A 17,921-nucleotide genomic window follows, 5' to 3' on the forward strand; every position below is an offset into this window, starting at 1 on the left:
CTACAGCACCTCCATCAGCGGGCCGCCGGGCAGGGGGACGCCCAGCAACTGGTCGAACAGGAACCAGGTGATCAGCGACAGTCCGGCCGCTACCAGCGGGTCCCGCGCGAGGTTCCGGCTGCCCAGCGCGTACACCGAGCCCCAGAACATGATCGCCATGGAGATCGGGAAGCCGAGCGGCTCGATCAGCACCACGTTCGCCAGGAACGCGGCGGCGACCATCAGTACGGTGCGCCAGTCGGCGGGGGCGTCGAGGTCGATGTCCTCGCCGCCCTCGGCCTGGCCCTTGCCGCCGCGCAGCACGTCCACCGCCAGCAGCACGGCCACCACGGCCAGCGCGCCGCCGACCAGCAGCGGCACCGCCTCGGGCCCGACCGGGCCGCGCTGGGACAGGTTGTCCGGGATGCGCAGCGCGTCGACGATCACCAGCGCGCCGAGCACCAGCAGCCCCGCGCACAGGCCGAGCTCGGCCCGGCCGCGCCACCAGGGCCCATCGGCCGGGTGGCCGTTCGCCCGCGCGGTCGGGTCACCCGTCGTCTGCGCGGTCAGGTGACCGTTCGGATCCGCGGTCATGCCAGCCCCAGCTCCTTCAAGATCGAGGCGACCCGGTCGTTCTCCGCCTTCAGGAACGCGCCGAACTGGTCGCCGGCGAGGAACGCCGGGGTCCAGCCGTTGGTGCGCAGGGTGTCCTGCCACTGCTTGGTGGTCTGCAGCCGCGTCCACAGCGCGATCAGGCGATCGCGTTCGCGGTCGTCCAGGCCGGGCGGCGCGACGACGCCGCGCCAGTTGCTGAAGTCGACGTCCAGGCCCGACTCCTTGAGCGTCGGCGCCGGGATGCCGGGCGTGCGCTTGGCGCTGGTCACCGCCAGCGGACGCAGCTGGCCGGCCGCGATCTGGTCGCGCGTCTCGCCCACGCCGGTCACGCCGAAGCCGACCTTGCCGCCGAGGACGGAGGCGGTCAGCTCGCCGCCGCCGTCGAACGGCACGTAGTTGACCTCCTTGGGCGCCACGCCCGCCGCCCGCGCCATGAGCATCGGCGCCAGGTGGTCGGGGCCGCCGGGCGAGGAACCGCCGCCGACCGGGATCGAGCGGGGCTTGGCCTTCCACGCCTGGATCAGGTCGCCGATGGTCTTGTACGGCGAGTTCTTGCCGACGACGATGATGTCCGGCTCCTGGGTCAGCCGTGCGATCGGCGTGGTGTCCTGGAGCGAGGACGGCGAGTGGTTGGTGTAGACCGACCCGACCACGCCGAGGCCCATCGACATCGCCAGCCGGCCGTTGCCGCGCTCACCGGCGATCCGGCCGAGGCCGACCGTGCCGCCCGCGCCGGGCAGGTTGAAGACCTCGATGTTCTTGCTGAGGCCCGCCTCCTCCATGGCCTTGACGGCCGTGCGCGCGGTGATGTCGTAGCCGCCGCCGGGCGAGTTCGGGACCATGACCCGCAGGCCGGGAATGCTGGTCCCGGTCTCCTGGTCGTCGCCGCTCGACACCAGCGGGGGAACGAGCAACACCAGCAGCGCCGCGGCGAGCACCGCGAGCCAGGCTCGGTACTTGTTCATCCAGGTGACACCTCAGAGAAACGACGGGGCAATGTGGGCTGGCGCACAGCATGCATGACATTCGGCCCACGCCCGCGTTTTCGTGCCTATCTCTACTTTTGGTCATTTAACTCACGGGAGCAGACCTTCTTGTGGGCCGGATCACACCGCACGCAGGTGCACACTTACACAGAGCGTGGGTGAGATCTCGGAGAGGAGGACCGCATGGGACCAGCGGGTTCGCTCGCCCGCAGGCTGCTGGCCTGGCAGCTGATGATCGTCTTCGCGCTGCTCGGCTGCGTCGCGGCCTTCTCGATCGTGCACACGGGTGTGGTGTTCCGCGACACCGAAGGCCGCAAACTGCTCGCCGTGGCCGAGAACGTCGCCGCGACCCCCGGCGTCCGTGCCGGTCTCGCCTCCGCCGACCGCGATTCCCTGCCGACCTTCGCCGAGAGCGCCCGCAGCCTGTCCGGCGCGGACGCCGTGATCATCACCGACGTCCAGGGCCGGGTGCTGGCCTCGCCCGACCCGAGCCGGCGGGGGGCCGCGCTGCCCCTGGGCGCCAGCACGGTCCGGGAGGGCCGGGCCTGGGTAGGCGAGGTAGAGGGCCGGCTAGCCGCACACGTCCCGGTGATCGGAGACCCCCTCCCACGCACGCCGCAAACGTCCACCCCGGGCACGAGCACAGGCCGGACGCCCACCCCGGACGGGGGCAGGCCGCGCATCATCGGCATCGTCGCCGTGACCGAGGCGATGCCCGGCTTTCAAGAGGGCATAGCCAACTCACCGCGCACAGTGTTCGCCCTACTGCTCATCGCCACCGTGCTCGGCGTGGCCGGCTCGTTCCTGGTGGCCTCCCGGGTCAAGCGGCAGACGCTGGGGCTGGAACCCCGCGAGATCACCGGGCTGATCGAACACCGCGAGGCGTTGCTACACGGCATCAAGGAGGGGGTGATCGCGATGGACCGCGACCACCGTCTCACGCTGGTGAACGACCGTGCCCGCGAGCTGCTCGCGCTCCCGTCCGACTGTGTGGGCGTGGCGGTGGACGACCTCGACGTGAACGAGCGGCTCCGCGACGTGCTCGCCGGCCGGGCCGAGGGCCCCGACCAGATCGTGCTGCGCGCGGGCCGCGTCCTGGTCCTCAACCGGCTGCCGGTCCGCGCGGGCGGCCGTCCCATCGGCGCGGTCGCCACCCTGCGCGACCGCACCGAGCTGGCCGCGCTCCGCGAGGAACTGGCCGCCTCCTCCCGGACGACCGACACCCTTCGCGCCCAGGCGCACGAGTTCACCAACCGGCTGCACACCATCGCCGGGCTGATCGAGCTCGGCGAGTACGACCAGGTTCGGCAGTACGTCGACCTGGTCAGCCGGGCGCACGACGACTGGTACGACCAGGTGACCGCCCGGATCGGCGACCCGGCGGTGGCCGCGCTCCTGATCGCCAAGGCGAGCCTGGCCGCCGAGCGTGGCATCGGCGTCCGGCTTGCCCCGGCAACCCACCTCGGCCAGGTGGACGAACGGTTGTCCGCCGACCTGGTCACCGTCGTCGGCAACCTGCTGGACAACGCCCTCGACGCGCTGGCGGGCGAGGAGGGCGACTGGGTCGAGATCGAGATCCGCGCGGACGACGGCGCGGTCACCGTCGTGATGCGCGACTCCGGGCCCGGCGTCGCGCCCGAGATCGCCACCGAGGTGTTCCGGCGCGGCTTCACCACCAAGGCCGCCCAGCACGGGCAACGCGGCCTCGGCCTGGCGCTCACCCGCCAGATCTGCGTCCGCCGAGGCGGCTCGGTGGACGTCCGCAACTCCGCGGGCGCCGAGTTCACCGCGGTGCTGCCGACATGATCCGGGTCCTGGTCGTCGACGACGACTTCATGGTCGCCAGAGTGCACAGCGGCTACGTCGAACGCATTACTGGCTTCACCGTGGCCGGCGTAGCGCACACCGGCGCCGACGCCCTGCGCGCCGTGCGCGACCTGGCCCCCGACCTGGTCCTGCTCGACATCTACCTGCCCGACATAGACGGATTGACCGTCCTCCGCGAGCTCCGCGCCGACCCGGCCACCGCCCACATCGACGTCATGGTGATCACCGCCGCCCGCGACGTCGGCACGATCCGCGGCGCCCTCCGCGGCGGCGCCCTGCACTACCTGATCAAGCCGTTCTCAGCGACGGCGCTGCGCGCCCAACTGGAGCACTTCAACGCCCTGCACCGCCGCCTGCACCAGCTACCGCCCGCCGAAGCGGCCGCCCAAGAGGACGTGGACGTGATGTTCGGCGCCCGCCCGCGCACCACCAGAGCCTTCCCGAAGGGCCTCAGCGAGCAAACAGCCGACCTGGTAGAACAGGCCCTCCGAGCTCATCCAGACGGCCTGTCAGCAAGCGAATGCGCGGCGGCAACAGCCCTGTCACGCCCAAGCGTCCGCCGCTACCTGGAGTACTTCGCCGCCACCAACCGAGCCGAAGTCCGCCTCCGCTACGGCGGCACAGGCCGCCCAGAACGCCGCTACCACTGGCGCCCCTAACGGCCGCTCCGCAAGAGGGCCACGGACGCACGAGCGGCGGCGCGGCGCTCGGGCTCATACGTGTTCAACAGGGCCGGTGAGGCATGGCCGTGCAGCACGGCGGCGAGCTTCCAGGCGAGGTTGTGGCCGTCCTGGATGCCGGTGTTCATGCCGAGCCCGCCGGCGGAGCTTTGCACATGCGCGGAGTCGCCGGCCAGGAAGACCCGCCCTTTCCTGAAGGACGACGCGATGCCGTAGGCGGCTTCCCAGGCGTTCACCTCATGCAACTCGATCGGGATGGTGGTGTCGCCTATCACGGCGTGCAGCAGCTCGATCGTTCTGTCCGTGGACAGCTCGGTGAGCTCTTCCGGCTTGCCCGGATAGTCCATGATGTGCGACGACCACTGATCCCGCCCGTTCTTCGAAAGGAGCGTGGCGTAGACACGGTCGTTGTGCACCAAACAGAAATGCGTCCCCCATTCCTCGGTGACCGGTCCGAGGTCCGCGCGGAAGAACGCCGTGTTGAGCCTGGTGAGGACCTCCCGGTCGGGCACGGTGATGCCGAGACGTTCCCGTACCTCGCTGTTGGCCCCATCGGCGGCGACAAGATAGTCGGCCGTGATCTCCCACTGCTCTCCCGTAGAAACATGCCCGACCCGAGCGCGCACATGTTCGTCACCCACCTCGACGTCGAGCAGCCGCGTGTCGAATCGCACCTGACCACCACGTCGCGGAAGCTCCGCCATCACCACCCTCTGAACCTGGTCCTGCATCACTAGCAGGCGGTGGTCGGCTGGGCTGCAGGTCTCCAACCTCCGCGTATAGCGCGGTGGCAGACCGCTGCGACGCAGGGTGGCGCCGACTCCAGCCTCCTTGAGGATCGTTTGCATCGGCCGGCCACCTTCCCAGCCGACCTCCCGCAAGGCGGGTTCCAAACCCACCGAGCGGAACAACTCCAGGGTGCGCAGGCTCACACCCGCGCGCGGCGGCGCTGACATCGGGTCCCGCTTGTCGATGAGCATCGGCCGCACACCCCAGTGGGCCAGGAACATCCCCGTCGCCAGGCCGACCGGCCCGCAACCCACCACCAGCACCGGCACGCTGAACGTACGCATCGCGACTCCTTCTCGCGGTGCGGCCAGGCTGCACGCTCAAGTCGACTTGAGCGCAAGATGGGCACATGGAGCGCTACTCGATCAGCCAGGTGGCACGATGCTTCGGCCTGCCGGTGTCCACGCTGCGGTACTACGACGATTTCGGGTTGCTATCCCCCGCCGAGCGCCGGGGGAACGTGCGCTACTACGGCACAGAAGAACTGCGCAGACTCGCGCTCATCCAGCGCCTGCACCACCACGGCCTGGTGAGCCTCACCGACACCGCCACATTGATCAACGACGCCGAAGCCCGACCACCCTCCGGCCGTGAGGTCTTGAACACCTCGATAACCGCGATCATGGCCCGGATCGACCAACTCCAAACCGCCCAGCGGCTCCTAGAACACCTCTTGACCTGCCCCACCGGAGACCCCGTCCGCGAATGCACCCACCTGCAAGAGGAACTAGACCAAGCAGTGCACACCGCGCTGACCCAGCCCCCCCGCGAGCGAGCAAAAGAATTGAACAGGACCCTAGCTCCCGAAGCTTCTCCAAGAACCTTTTCTGGGAGCCCCAGGGAAATAGCCGCGAACGGAGTGAGGGTGATTCAGCCGAGCGGAGTGAAGGCGGAAGGAGCGAAGCTACGACTGGAGTACTTCGCCGCGGCCAACCGCGCCGAGGTACGCCTCCGCTACGGCGGCACAGCCCGCCCCGAACGCCGCTCCCAACGAAGGCCGGGTCCTACCCGTTCTTCGAAAGAATCGTGTCGGACAAAAGTGCGTCTCCGGTCCGCGGGTATTGAGGCACAGGCATATGAAATGGATGAGGCCCGAGGTAAGGAGGGCCTTGTTGACAAACCGAACGTCCGGTGGGCCGTCAGGCAGTACGCATGGCTGACCAGCGGCTTCGGATGCCGCGAATGACCGCACCCAGGATGGCGGCATTCACCAGCGCGCCGACCGCGACTCCCCAGCGGCCGCGTAACTCCCGTTGGGACCAAGTGCGGTTAAAGCCCACCGGACGGAGGCACGCTTCACCGTCGTTGTCGCCACCCTCGGGCCCGTGCGCATCAGTCGAAGGTGGTGGAGATTTCGTGCCAGCCGCCGGGAACGAAGGTGGCGGCTTCGTCCGGTCCCCAGGTGCCTTTGGCGTAGGGGAGGGGCTGGGTGGGGAGGTCGAGGACGGGCTGGATGATGCGCCAGGACTCTTCCGCCAGGTCGAAGCGGACGAAGCGGCGGGGGTCGCCGGTCATGGCGTCGGTGAGGATGCGCTGGTAGGCCGCCTCCATAGGGCCCAGGACCTTGGTGAAGTCCACGCTGAGCGGGACTTGCCGGGTGCTGTCGCGTCCGGGGACCTTGGCGCGCAGGTCGAACGTGACCCCCGCGTCGGGCTGGATGCGGAAGCGGATCAGATTGGGCTCTGGGGTGCCGTCGAAGAAGGTGATGGGCGGGGTGTGGAGCTGGGCGACCACTTCCAGGTCGGTGGTGCTCAGTGCCTTGCCGGAGCGGATGTAGAACGGGACGCCGGCCCAGCGCCAGTTGTTGATGCGCAGGCGCAGCGCCGCGTAGGTCTCGGTGGTCGAACCCTCACGGACGCCCTCGGTGCCGAGGTAGCCGTCGTACTGGCCGCGGACGACATCGCCGGGCGCGACGGACTCGACGGCGCGCAGCACCCGCCACTTCTCGTCGATGAAGGCGCGTGCGTCGGTCGACGGCGGCGTGTCCATGGCCAGGAGCGCGAGGATCTGCAGAAGGTGGTTCTGAACGACGTCGCGGATCGTGCCGTTGGCGTCGTAGAACGAGCCGCGGTCGGCGACGTCGAAGTCCTCGGCCATGGTGATCTGCACGTTGTCGACGTAGTGCCGGTTCCAGATCGGCTCCAGGAGCATGTTCTCGAACCGGAACATCAGCAGATCCTCGATCGGCTCCTTGCCGAGGAAGTGGTCGACGCGCCTCAGATGGTCCTCGTCGAAGAACTTCAGCAACTCGGCGTTCAACGCCCGCGCCGACTCCAGGTCCTTGCCGAACGGCTTTTCGACGACCATCCGGGCGTTCCTGTTCAGGCCGACCTTGGCCAAGCCTTCCGCGACCGTCGCGAACAGCGAAGGAGGAACCGCCAGATAGTGAGCGAGGAATCCCGCGTCGCCGACCTCGCCACGGATCGCATCGAAGGTGGCGCCGTCGGTGTAGTCGCCCGCGACGAGCCGCAGGTTCCCCGCGAACTTCTCGAACGCCGCGTCGTTCACCTTGTCGTACTTGGCCTCGCAGGCCTCACGGGCCCGGCTTCGCAGCCCGGCCAGGTCGAGGTCGGTCTTGGCGACCCCCACGATCGGCTGGTCCAGGACCCCGTCCGCCGTCAGCCGGTACAACGCCGGCAGCAGCATCTTGTACGCCAGATTCCCGGTGATCCCGAACAGCACCAACGCGTCGGCCCGCTCCATCGTCGTTCCCCTCTCCTCGGCTCACAGCTTGCCGTCTCGGCCATCCGGCGAACAAGCGTCCCGCGGATCACATAGTGCTCGGTCACGGTCAGAACGTGTCGTCCCATGCCGATGCCTGCCACTCGGCACCGCCGAGCGACCTCGCCCATCGACCATCACGGTGCACGGAGATTTGCGTTGGCGGACGGACCGTGACCCGATCAGCGGGGCGCGAACTTGACGGTCGCGCTGCGGGCCTGCTCGTTGGTGAGAGGGCCGACGGACGAAGGGCTTCCCAAAGGCGGCATTCGCCTCGCCGTCAACCAAACCGGGGACTGAACCCCCCATACCTCTGACCTGCAGTTTCTTGGAGACCATCAGATGGCTCCATGACCAGAGAAACGCAAAGCGCCAGGTCATAGACCTGGCGCTTCAATGGGCGTTGGTGTCCGAGGACCGACACACACGACATCCCAATGGGAACTCTCAACCGAGTTCCTCGCCGGCGGTGAGTCGTGATGGGTTCCGCAAGTCACAGAGGCGACCACGGTCATGACCTTCTTCGACGTCAGGCCATCGCTCCAACGGCTCCTGCGATCGCGTGAGATCAGAGAGAGCTAGCTGAACCTGTGCGACGCCGAGGTGGAGTTCCGCGTGTCAGCGGTGGTTCGGGTCGGACTCGGGGAACAGGTCCGCGAGGACGGCTTGGGCACGGGGCGCGATTTCTTCGCTGGGGAAGAACTGAGAGCACAAAGCGAGCGCGTCCTGAAGGGTCGTGGTGCTGGTGAGAGTCGCGAGGTGGCGCAGGTCATCGATGTCGCGGGTTCGGGCGGCGATGGCCTTCATGGCGAAGATATGTTCGGGTGAGGCGGCCATGACCCGGAGTCCCGGATGGTCGAAGACATGCCGCTTGCCGGGATCGTCCTGTCCGGAGATGTAGACGCTGGCTGGCTTGCTCGTTCAGCCACCAAGGCGGAAGATCGAGTTCCTTGGCGACTGCGCGGGCCTCGTCCAGGACGACCCCGTGGGGCACGAAGAGAGCGTCGACGTCCCGGGTGACTCGGACAGCGTCGTAAGCCAGAGCCATGGCGGCCCCGCCGACGATGAACAGGTCGGCGACAACTCCGCGGCGGACGAGCCGTTCACCCAGAACGGTGAACGCGCGTTCCAGCTCGGCTCGGCCCAGTAGCCGGTCGTCGCTCATTCAGGCCGCCTCGAGGTCTCGTGCAGAGAGAAAGACGCCGTGTTTGCGGAAGGAGGCCGGCGCCCAGACGAGAGCTTCGGCGCGCTGCGAGGGAAGTTCCGCGGGGAACCAGGGGCGGCGCAGGATTCGCGACTCGGCCCAGGGAGGCGCAGCGAGATCGTGTTTGGCGGCCAGGTGCTCGGCAAGGGCCGCCAGAAGCGCGTCCCATTTCTCGTCACCGGTTGAGAGCGGCTCCGCCTTGAGCAAGCGGGGCTGGTCGGCGTCAGGCTCCCAGCGGTACTCCTCGAGGAACTCCCAAACCAGCTTCCACTGGATCTTCTCGTTCTCAGAGTCCCTCAGCCGGTCGGCGAGTTCTGCCAAGGACATCGGGCGATAGGCCATGCTGTCGAGTCTATTCGCTGCCGGTTGAAGAGCCTGGTGCTCCGCCCGCCCCTGGCGTGTGTGGCGAGTTCGGGGAGGTGAGAGCAATGGGCGGCGACATGCCAGGGCCCCGGCCAGTCCCGCTTCCGCGATGACGCGTCGCCCCACACCAGCAACCCCGACGTTCGTCGGGTAGTTCACCGGGCGAACGTTGCCTGATGCGGTACCAGTCGAGCTCGCCATCGGGTTCTTCGAGCTCTATCGGTGACTCATTCGCTCGAGTACGCAGATCCTGTCTTCGGTGAGAGGTCAGCGAGTAGCAGTGGGATCAGCCGCTCTTCCATCACGGCACGGCCGGTCTCGATCATTCGCTCGCGGAGACGGGGATCCCAGGGGCTGGAGGTGGCGGTGCCCCGCAGCGGTTCGGAGTCTCCGATGGCCAGGGCCGCATCGTAGTCGGCGCTGGACATCCTCCATGGTTCGGCGCCGTAGCGCTCGATCGCGGTGGTGGTGGTACGAAGGCCGGTCCAGTCGAAGTCGCCGCGCCAGCGGATCCGCGCGCCGGTGCCGGCCAGCGCTCGCAGCAGCCGGTTGCACGCCGTGGAGGGGACTCCTTCGGTGCAGATCAGCGGAACGGTGATCGCGGCGGCGACGGCGGCGCGCAGGACGGAGGGGTTCTCGCAGACATGCACCACCGTGGCGCGCGGCGTGATCGGCATGGTGACGAGCTGGTGCAGGGTGATCCGGAACGGGGTGTGACGATCGGCGGCCTGGGTCAGCCAGTCGGCCAGTGGGTGGTCGCCGTGGGCGGGGAGACCGAGCACGAGGACGTGGCTGGACAAGTCATCGGTGATGACTCCGGCGGACTCCCACAGGATCCGTTCCGCCTCCCCTCCACGCGGCGGGCCGGAGCCCGCGCGTAGGGCGAGGGCCCGCAGGATCAGGTTCGCCAGCGGGGTTCCGGAGAGGGCCTTGGTGTCGCCGGTGGCGCGCTCGGCGACGGCCGGAAGCGGGGTGCCGGGGGCGGGCAGCAGGTTGAGCACGGCGACGGCGGCGGTCACCAGGCCGGTCTCGTTCCGGCGGACGAGCCTGGTCAGCGTTCCGCCCGCGGCCATCTCCGTGGCCCACTGCTCATACCAGATGGTGCCGGCGTGACGCCCGGCCGCCAGCGCGTCCAGGGACGCGTGCCGGGAGGCGTCTTCGGTGGCCGCGATCGTGGCGCGAGGAGTGATCGGACCGGCCAGGGCCTCCACGGCTGAGCGCAGGTCGGGTGCGACTCCGGCGCCCGCAAGGGCGGCGGTGACCTGATCGAGGGGGATCGTGACCGAGCCGCCGCGGCCGACTCGGCCGGAACCGAGCAGGGCGCGGATCGCGCGGACCTCGGCATCGGAGGGCTGGGATAGCACCACTTGCCCGGTCAGCGGCCGGCCCAGCTCGATTCGGCGAGCCAGCACGGTGACCAGCCGGCCGAGAGCAGGATCACCGAGTGTACGGCGCAGCCGTGGCTGGTCGATGCTCATAGAAGACCGCTCCTGGAGAGTTCGCCGTTCAGAACAGGCCCGGCTCTTCCCGGGGCGGTTCGGGTGGGCGTGCAGGGGTTCGGTGTTCGACGCGAACGGGTTCGTGGCCGTCCCATTCCCAGGTGGCGACGTGCACGGCGTCCACGCCGTCGCGGCGGACCAGGTGGTGGGCGGCCAGTCCGGGGACTGTGGCGTAGAAGCCCCACTCGCGTTCGGAGGTCATCACCACGTCCAGGTCGAAGGTGGTGAGCAGGCCGAGGCACTTGGCGCGGGCATCGTCGTCCACGCCCGCGAACGCCTCGTCGAGGGCGACCATGCGCGGAGCGTGCGGATGCGCGGAGCGGTAGTGCGCGGAGGCGGCGGCGAACAGCGGCAGCGACACCGTCAGGACGCGCTCGCCGCCTGAAGCCGGGCCGATCGCGCTGCGCCATCGGCCGTCCTGGTAGCGCTCGATGACGAAGCGGTGCCAGGAACGGTAGTCCAGGGCTTTGCGGAGGTGGTCCTGCCAGGTGCCATGTTCGTCCTCGGCGCGGATCCGCTCGATCTGGCGCTGCAGGAAATCCCCGACAGCGGCGCGGTCGGTGGGCGACCACAGGTCGGAGCTCTGCCGCAGTAGCCGGGCCCGGGCCTCGGCGAGCCCGGCGGGCCCGTCAGGGGCGGGTTCCCAGCGCAGCCGCAGCCGCATTCCGGTGGAGGTGGGGCGCTCCTCCAACTCGTCGTTCATGAACCCGACCTGGGCCTCGGCCTCGCCGATGAGCTCCTGGAGGTGGCCGGCGACGTCGTTGATGAGGTGTTCTTCGAGGAGGTCGCGTTCCTTGGCGGTCAGCATCCGCTCGCGATAGCCGATCTCGCCGTCCAGCAACTCGGTCAGCTCGCCGGGTTCTCGCTCCCGGCCCTGGAACTGGATGGTGACCACGAACCAGTCGTCGAGCCCGGCGAGCGCGTGGTGGCCCTGCCGCGACAGTGCCTCGGACAGTTCGGAGTAGTAGCGGGTGATCTCGTCCTGGACGCGACGCCAGGCCTCATCGCCGTCGTCGACGTCGCGGAGCCGGTCCTCGGCGCGGCGGGCGAGCCGGACGGCGGGGTCGGCCGCCCAGGGGCCATCGGTGTCGGGAAGCTCCACCTCGCAGGCGAGCCGGAGCAGACCGGTGACGGTGAAACGCTGGAACTCGGTGACGGCGGTGTCCCGGCGGCCGCCGGTCTCGGTGAGCTGGCTGGTGAGCTGTTCTTCGCGGCCCTGGGCCCGGGCGCGCAGCTCGCCGGCCCGGCGGTGCTCGGCGTCCAGACGGGATATGGCGATGTCGAGTTCCTCGATGCGCGCTTTGGCGGCCTGGAGCCGTTCGCGTAGCTCCTCGATGGACGCGCCGATCGACTCGCGCAGCGCCTCCAGCCGTCCCTTCTCCTCCGCCGCGCGGACCTCGGCCGCACGCGCCTGGGCGCCGGCCTCCTCGGCCTCCTCGGTGGCGGCGGCAAGCTCCTCGGTCCAGGTGGTGAGCTCGGTGAGGCGGTCGGCGTGCCGGCGGGCCGCGGCGAGCATAGCCGCCGCCGTCCGCCGGTAGTCGTCGAGCGCGGTACGGACCGCGGCCAGGCCTTCGGTGCCGGCGGGCAACCCGACATCGGCGGCGGCCTGATCACGTTCGGCGACGGCGGCGGCGTGGTCGCGCGCGGTCCACTCGGCGTCGTCGGCGGCCCGCCGCGTCCGGACGCGGGCCTTCTCCAGCTGACCGGCCGCGCCGGAGACGGCGCTGTGCGCGTCGCGCAGCACCTGGTCGGAGGGCTCGCGCCGCAGCTCGGCGGCCAGCGCGGCGCGGCGGCGTTCGACCGTCTCCACGGCCGTACGTGCGTCGGTGACGGCGCGTTCGGCGGCCTCGATGAGGTCGGCAAGTTCGGCCAGGCGGCGGCGCCGCGCCTCCTCACGGGCACCCGCGCCGACGTAGGCGGCGGCGTCCTTGGACCAGGCGCCGTGCAACGGCCCAAGCCGCCAGCGGCCGCCGGTGTCGACCCAGGCGGCGGCGTCCTGCTCGCCCAGGCCGATCCCGCTCAGCACGGCCGAAACGGTCTCGGCGGTCAGCGCCGCGGCCTGCACGTCGTCGGGGTCGATGGCGACGGTCAGCGCCGTGGTGAGGGGCCGGGCGGCAGGCTCCTGAGCGCGGGCCAGGACGTCATGGGTATCCCGGTCGAGGAGGGTGCCCTCCGGGGTGATCCAGGCGTCCAGCAGGCCGGACGCCTCCAGCGCCGCCTCCAGCCCGGCGTGCTGGCCGGACTCGAACGATCCGGCGAAGTCCACGACCTGCCAGAGCGCCGCACCTGGGCCCGTGCGGGCGCCGTCACCCCGGGCGTGGGGTACGGGCGGCCGTTCGACCACACCGGCTTCGAGACGGTCCCGTTCGGCGGTCAGCTCGCCCAGCCCGGACTCGGCCGTCCGCATCCGGAGCCCGGCCTCCGCCCCCGCGGTGGCCAGAGCCTGCTGTGTCTCGTCGGCGGCCGCCCGCAGAGCGGTCCGCATCGGGTGGGGACCTTCAAGGCTCTCTGCCCAGCCCGCCAGGTCTGCGTCCGCGGGGTCGGGGACGGCGAGTTCGGTGAGCGAGCGCCCGTAGTCGCGCCACTGTTCGAGGTGCCGGTCCACCTGCGTGGCGAGGACGTCCTGGGCCTCGCCGAGGGCGTCGGCCGCGGCGTCCTGGTCGGACTCGCGCTCACCCAGGATCCGGCGGGCCTGCGCCAGCTCGGCCTCGGCCCGGGCCGTCTTCTCCGCGAGGCGGGTCACGTGCTGGACGGCTTCCGTGCGGCCGCCGGCCAGGCTCGCCATCTGCCGTTCGGCCGCGATCAGGGTCGTTTCCTCGGGCGGATCGAGGACGATGGCGGCATGCCCGTCGCCGATTCCGGCGCGCGCGGCGGCATCGGTGGCCGGTGCCGCCGCCTCGGCGACGGTGACGGTGGCGCGCTCGGCCTCCTGAGCGGCCTTGTTCCGCCGTGCCCGGCGTTCCGCGCGCGCCCGCTCCGCGCGTTCGGCGGCGCGGCGGGATGCGCGGGCGGTCTGCTCGGCCTGCTCGGCATAGCGCTGGGCGTCGGCGAAGTTCTTCAGCCGGGGGTCGGAGCTGAGCTCCTCGCGGACGGCGGTCTGCTCGGCGTGCTCGACACGGGCGGCCGCGAGCCGCTCACGGGCCTCGTCTTCCTCGGCTTTCGCGCGCCCGATCTCTTCACGCACCCCGGCCAGGGAACGCTGCACGTTCTCGTAGGCGCTGTGCGCGGTGCGCAGTTCGCGGGCCTGGCGGCGCGCCGCGACCGAGGCGTAGCGGCGGTAACGATCCAGGAAGCGGGCGACGTGGCCACGGGTGTCGCGCAGCCCGGCCAGCTCGGCACGCTGCTGCTCCAGATCGTGGAAGGCGGTGGCGATGTCGCTCAGCACCGCCTGGTCGAGCGGGGTGAGCGCGTCCGAGAGGGCCTGCGACAGGCGCTTCTCGTCGGGGCGTTTGGACAGCTGCGGCTGACGGAGCTGGATCAGCAGGTTGATCAGCGCGTCGTACCGCTCCTCACCCAGCTGGAACAGGTGCTCGTCGAGCATCCGCCGGTAGCTTTCGGCGCGCTGGGTGACCCGGCCGTTCAGCCCGATCGCCTCGGTGAGCCGGTCGCGGGTGAGCGCGGCCCCGCCCGGGCCGATGAGGAACAGCTCGTGCCCGACCCGCTGGGAGGTGACGAAGAACCACCGGTCGGCGATGCCCTTCCCGGCGACCGCCTTCAGGCCGGCCCCGACGGTGAGGTACGCGCGCTCGCCGTCCTCGGTGACACGGCCGAACTCCAGCCAGGTGTAGCCGAGCCGCTCGTCGTATCGCCCGCCGAGCAGCAGGTTCCAGTCCATCCGCTTGCCGCGGTCGCCGTCCGGCTCGACGCGGCTGGGGGTGAGGTCGCCGTCCAGCAGGAACGGAAGCGTCAGCGCCAGCACCTTGGACTTGCCGGTGCCGTTGTTGCCGCGAAACAGCACCCGCCCATCGCGGAACCAGAACTCCTGATGGTCGTAGTAGAACAGATCGACCAAGCCGTTGCGCAGCGGCTGCCACCGCGGAGTGCGCGCCACCGGCAGCTCCACCGCCGTGCCCGAGTGGGGAGCGACGGTCATCGCGGATCCTTCTTTCCGATGATGGTGGGCTCGAGGTAACCGAACCGGGCCAGCACTGGCAGGGGTGTCACCTCGTCGCCGGCCAGCCGCACCAGGCCGAGCGAGGCCAGCCGGTTCAGTGCGTGTTCGGTCAGGTCGCGTTCGGCGCCGGGATCACGGACGTTCTTGCGCCAGTGCCCCTTGTGCTCGGCGATCAGCCCGGTCATGCGCCGCTCGGCCGCGGCCACCGTGACCGTTTCCTCGCCCTGCCGCATGCGTTCGGACAGATACTCGGCCAGCAGCAATGTCGCGTGCCCTTCGGTGCCTTCCTCCGGCATGCCGAAGTCGGTCGCCTCGCGGGTCGGATCGATCAGCGCGATGCCTTCGGCGCGTATCTCGGCTAGGAAGCCGGTCGCCTCGGTCAGCCGTTTGAGCAGCGGACCGCGCTGCATGTCGAGATAGGCCCGCTGCTGGGCCGTCAGGTCGGTGTAGTACAGCACCGGGTCGTCCAGGAGGCGCCGGGCGATGGCGTGCCGGATCGCCCGGTTCCGGCCGTCCTCGGTGTCGGGGATCAGGTCCTCGGTGACCGCGGCCAGCCGCTCGCCGTGCCCGGGAGCGGCCACCATGGACGGACCGCGCCGGGTGGCCAGGAGCACGGCCAGGACGCGACGGTCCACGTCGTAGAGGGCGTCGCCGCTGCGGTTGACGAACGCCTGCTCGTCACCCGCCACCTTCACCAGCACCCCCAGCGACAGCAGCAGCTGGGCGACCGCGACCAGGTCGCCGCGCTCGTCGCGGTCCTCCATGGCGAAGGTGATGCCGGCACGGGTGATCTCCTCGTCGGCGGCGAACGCCATCACCCGGTCGACCAGCCACCCGAGCGTGACCTGGGCCTCCGCACGCTCCAGCGCCGCCAGCGCCAGGCACGCCAGCACGTAGCGGCGGCGGCTGAACGGCTGCCGCGCCCGTGCGCCGCCCCCCTTGACGCTCGCGGCGCGGCTACCGTCGGCCAGGTCCCCGGGAATCTTCCGGAGCCGGGCCACGCCGGGGTCGGTGTGCAGAGACCAGCCCGCCTCCCGGGTGAACCACTGGGCCAGATACCCGGAGTGCTTGCGGACCAGCGCGTACGCGGCGTCACGCGGTGTGAGCATCGGGTTGCGCAGCAACGCCCGGACGGCGCGGCGCCGTTCGTCGTCGCGCTGGGCGTCCAGGACGTCGGTCAGCGTGCCCGTCACGGCACCACCGCCTGGTCCGGAACGGTCAGATCGACGATCGTGATCTCATGGTCGGGGCCGCGCAGCACACCGTCCTCGGTCACGATCTCCGCCAGGCCGTCCCTCGGTTCCAGCGTCACCGCCAGCGTGCCGTCGGAGGTGCGAGTGCGGATCACCCCATCGGGCCCGGGCGGACCGGCCGCCAGCGCGTCCCCCAGCAGTCTCAGAAACAGCGGGAACTCCTGCCGGTCCAGCTTGCCCAGATCGCTCAGCAGGGTCGGCCGTCCGGTGGCCAGGCGGCGCCGGGCCGCCTCGGTCTGCTCGCGTTCGGCGGCCACCTCCCGAGCGAGCAACTCCTTGTCGGCGGTGCGGTCGCGGACGTTCTTCGGCGCGCCCCGCTTGGCGTAGTGGCCGCTGGCCCGCAGTCGCGCCGACACCTCCACTCGCGGCGCGTCCAGCCAGCTCGTGGCCGCGGTCACCTCGGCCGGCGCCGCTCCCGGCTCCGCGGTGAGATGCCGGGCCGTGGCCAGCCCGAACGCGGCCCGCCACAACCGGTGCGCGTCCTGGTCGGTCGGCGCCTGCGCGAACCAGCGCGCCAGCGCCCGGAAGTCGGCCGACCGGTCACTGCGCCCGGCGCGGCGTTCCTGCAGCACGCTGATCGTGGCGAGCAGGTCCGGAATCGCCTTGCGCGCCCGCGTCCGGAGCAGATCAGCCTGGCAGGGGCGCTCCCGGCCACCGACGAACCAAGACCACAAGCCCGACCAGCGGCTCTCCCAGAGCGCCACCTTCTCGCCCGCCGCCGTGCCCACCGCAGCGGCGGTCCAGCTCCCGGCCGAAGGATCCGCGCCGGACGCGACGTTTCCGTCCAGCCCTTCGGCCCCGTCCGGAACGGTGTCGGCCGCTTCCCGCGTCGCGGCCAGCGCGAGCAGCGCCGCCACCCGCTCCGGTTCCAGCGAACGCAGTGTGGTGGCGATATCGTGATGCTTGACGACCAGCTCGGACACGAACCGCTCGAGATAGGCGATCAGCCGATCCTTGTAGGCCAGGAACGCCTCCTCATCGACCTCCTGAAGATCGATGGTGCGCTGCAGCCCGCTCATGAACGCACTCGCGTTCGCCGCCAGACTGTCCAACCGGCCGACCAGTTCCAGCAGCAGATTGTGGACCACGGCCGGATCGGGATATTCGGCCAGGTCTCGCAGCGCCCGAAGCCGCACCCGGATGTCCTCCAGCGCGACCGCCTGCAACTCGCCGCGCCGCCCGATCTCCTGCTCGTACACCTCCAGCGCCCGCTCGGCCGCCTCGCCCTCCCGGCTGAGTTGATAGAGATAACGCGCCCGGTAGAAGTCCTCAACGGTGGTGACCCGGCTGGTATCCGGATCGGCCCGCAGGTTCCCCCAGTCCGCCAGGCTCTCCAGCGCCTTGTCGACCGCCTCCTGAAGCAGGCCCTGACCACCGTCGCCGCGCAGCGTCTCGGCCACATCCTCAGGACGCAGGTGCACCACGAAGCGCCGCTTGTTCTCGACGAACACACGCATGACCCGGCGATAAAGCTCCGACAACGGTGCGTCAAGATGCGCGAACGGTCGCGGAATCGGCTGCTCCATGAATTCCCTCGGTCGAGGCGCGGCGACCTTCATTATGCCGCCCTCGCATCCGGCGCCCTCCGCATTGCACCTTTCCTAGATGTGTTCGCTAGGGGCGAGATCCCGACCGCGCTGATCTGCCGGATCGCCGGGGGAGAAGCCGCATCCGTCACAAGCAGGCGAGCATACTGTCCAAAAGGGACGTTCGACATCACATCTACATCCGCGAGGACCGCATCCTCCCGCACCTCCCCGCCCTGTTCATTCTGCTGAACGGCGCGGACCCCGCGGACTGGCCTGACACCACCCCGGCCGGCGAGCAGGTCGTCGCGCACCTGCGCACCCACAAGATCACACTCGTCTCCGACGCCGCCGCCCGCAGCCTG

The 17,921-nt window shown here is 70.3% G+C and carries 14 protein-coding genes; 4 read left to right on the forward strand and 10 right to left on the reverse strand.

Features of this window, described 5'->3' with window-relative positions:
* Both ACGFNU_RS05535 and ACGFNU_RS05540 read right to left on the reverse strand, forming a co-directional pair.
* Positions 1 to 573, reverse strand: a complete 573-nt coding sequence (locus tag ACGFNU_RS05535; protein ID WP_392590444.1) for a tripartite tricarboxylate transporter TctB family protein — start codon at positions 571 to 573, stop codon at positions 1 to 3.
* Positions 570 to 1,559, reverse strand: coding sequence for a Bug family tripartite tricarboxylate transporter substrate binding protein (locus ACGFNU_RS05540; RefSeq protein ID WP_392590445.1), 990 nt, complete (start codon positions 1,557 to 1,559; stop codon positions 570 to 572). The genes ACGFNU_RS05535 and ACGFNU_RS05540 overlap by 4 nt, the downstream gene beginning before the upstream one ends.
* A 204-nt stretch (positions 1,560 to 1,763) precedes the next feature.
* On the opposite strand from ACGFNU_RS05540, the gene ACGFNU_RS05545 reads away from it, so the two are divergent.
* Together ACGFNU_RS05545 and ACGFNU_RS05550 are read left to right on the forward strand one after the other, a co-directional pair.
* Positions 1,764 to 3,386, forward strand: coding sequence for an ATP-binding protein (locus ACGFNU_RS05545; RefSeq protein WP_392590447.1), 1,623 nt, complete (start codon positions 1,764 to 1,766; stop codon positions 3,384 to 3,386).
* On the forward strand, positions 3,383 to 4,066 hold the full coding sequence (locus ACGFNU_RS05550) for a response regulator (protein ID WP_392590449.1): 684 nt from the start codon (positions 3,383 to 3,385) through the stop codon (positions 4,064 to 4,066). Before ACGFNU_RS05545 ends, ACGFNU_RS05550 begins: the two co-directional genes overlap by 4 nt.
* Here the strand turns inward: ACGFNU_RS05550 and ACGFNU_RS05555 are convergent.
* Complete coding sequence (locus ACGFNU_RS05555; RefSeq protein WP_392590451.1) at positions 4,063 to 5,160, reverse strand: FAD-dependent monooxygenase; 1,098 nt, start codon at positions 5,158 to 5,160, stop codon at positions 4,063 to 4,065. The two genes, ACGFNU_RS05550 and ACGFNU_RS05555, sit on opposite strands and share 4 nt — an antisense overlap.
* A 65-nt stretch (positions 5,161 to 5,225) precedes the next feature.
* Between ACGFNU_RS05555 and ACGFNU_RS05560 the strand changes: the two genes are divergently transcribed.
* Entirely contained in the window at positions 5,226 to 6,062 is an 837-nt protein-coding gene (locus tag ACGFNU_RS05560; RefSeq protein ID WP_392590453.1) for a MerR family transcriptional regulator, read from the forward strand.
* A gap of 146 nt (positions 6,063 to 6,208) precedes the next feature.
* On the opposite strand, the gene zwf is transcribed toward ACGFNU_RS05560, so the two are convergent.
* Both zwf and ACGFNU_RS05570 read right to left on the reverse strand, forming a co-directional pair.
* A complete protein-coding gene (gene zwf, locus ACGFNU_RS05565) occupies positions 6,209 to 7,579 on the reverse strand; it encodes a glucose-6-phosphate dehydrogenase (protein WP_392590455.1) in 1,371 nt (456 codons plus the stop codon).
* Between the two features lie 636 nt (positions 7,580 to 8,215).
* Positions 8,216 to 8,434 (reverse strand): hypothetical protein, encoded by a 219-nt coding sequence (locus ACGFNU_RS05570; RefSeq protein ID WP_392590457.1) that lies wholly within the window; start codon positions 8,432 to 8,434, stop codon positions 8,216 to 8,218.
* A gap of 76 nt (positions 8,435 to 8,510) precedes the next feature.
* On the opposite strand from ACGFNU_RS05570, the gene ACGFNU_RS05575 reads away from it, so the two are divergent.
* Positions 8,511 to 8,747: a hypothetical protein gene (locus tag ACGFNU_RS05575; RefSeq protein WP_392590458.1), complete on the forward strand. Its 237-nt coding sequence runs from the start codon at positions 8,511 to 8,513 to the stop codon at positions 8,745 to 8,747.
* A 15-nt stretch (positions 8,748 to 8,762) separates the two neighbouring features.
* Here ACGFNU_RS05575 and ACGFNU_RS05580 read toward each other — a convergent pair whose 3' ends face one another.
* From ACGFNU_RS05580 to ACGFNU_RS05600, 5 genes are all read right to left on the reverse strand, one after another.
* Positions 8,763 to 9,143, reverse strand: coding sequence for a hypothetical protein (locus tag ACGFNU_RS05580; protein ID WP_392590459.1), 381 nt, complete (start codon positions 9,141 to 9,143; stop codon positions 8,763 to 8,765).
* A gap of 248 nt (positions 9,144 to 9,391) precedes the next feature.
* On the reverse strand, positions 9,392 to 10,642 hold the full coding sequence (locus tag ACGFNU_RS05585) for a TIGR02679 family protein (protein ID WP_392590461.1): 1,251 nt from the start codon (positions 10,640 to 10,642) through the stop codon (positions 9,392 to 9,394).
* A gap of 28 nt (positions 10,643 to 10,670) precedes the next feature.
* Positions 10,671 to 14,756, reverse strand: a complete 4,086-nt coding sequence (locus ACGFNU_RS05590; protein ID WP_392590462.1) for a TIGR02680 family protein — start codon at positions 14,754 to 14,756, stop codon at positions 10,671 to 10,673.
* The gene (locus ACGFNU_RS05595) at positions 14,753 to 15,970 is read right to left on the reverse strand and encodes a TIGR02678 family protein (RefSeq protein ID WP_392590464.1); all 1,218 of its coding nucleotides are present in this window, start codon (positions 15,968 to 15,970) and stop codon (positions 14,753 to 14,755) included. The genes ACGFNU_RS05590 and ACGFNU_RS05595 overlap by 4 nt, the downstream gene beginning before the upstream one ends.
* On the reverse strand, positions 15,967 to 17,589 hold the full coding sequence (locus tag ACGFNU_RS05600) for a TIGR02677 family protein (protein WP_392590465.1): 1,623 nt from the start codon (positions 17,587 to 17,589) through the stop codon (positions 15,967 to 15,969). The genes ACGFNU_RS05595 and ACGFNU_RS05600 overlap by 4 nt, the downstream gene beginning before the upstream one ends.
* Between the last annotated feature and the right edge of the window lie 332 nt (positions 17,590 to 17,921).

The sequence above is a fragment of the Spirillospora sp. NPDC048911 genome (assembly GCF_043198015.1).
Classification (GTDB): Bacteria; Actinomycetota; Actinomycetes; order Streptosporangiales; family Streptosporangiaceae; genus Spirillospora.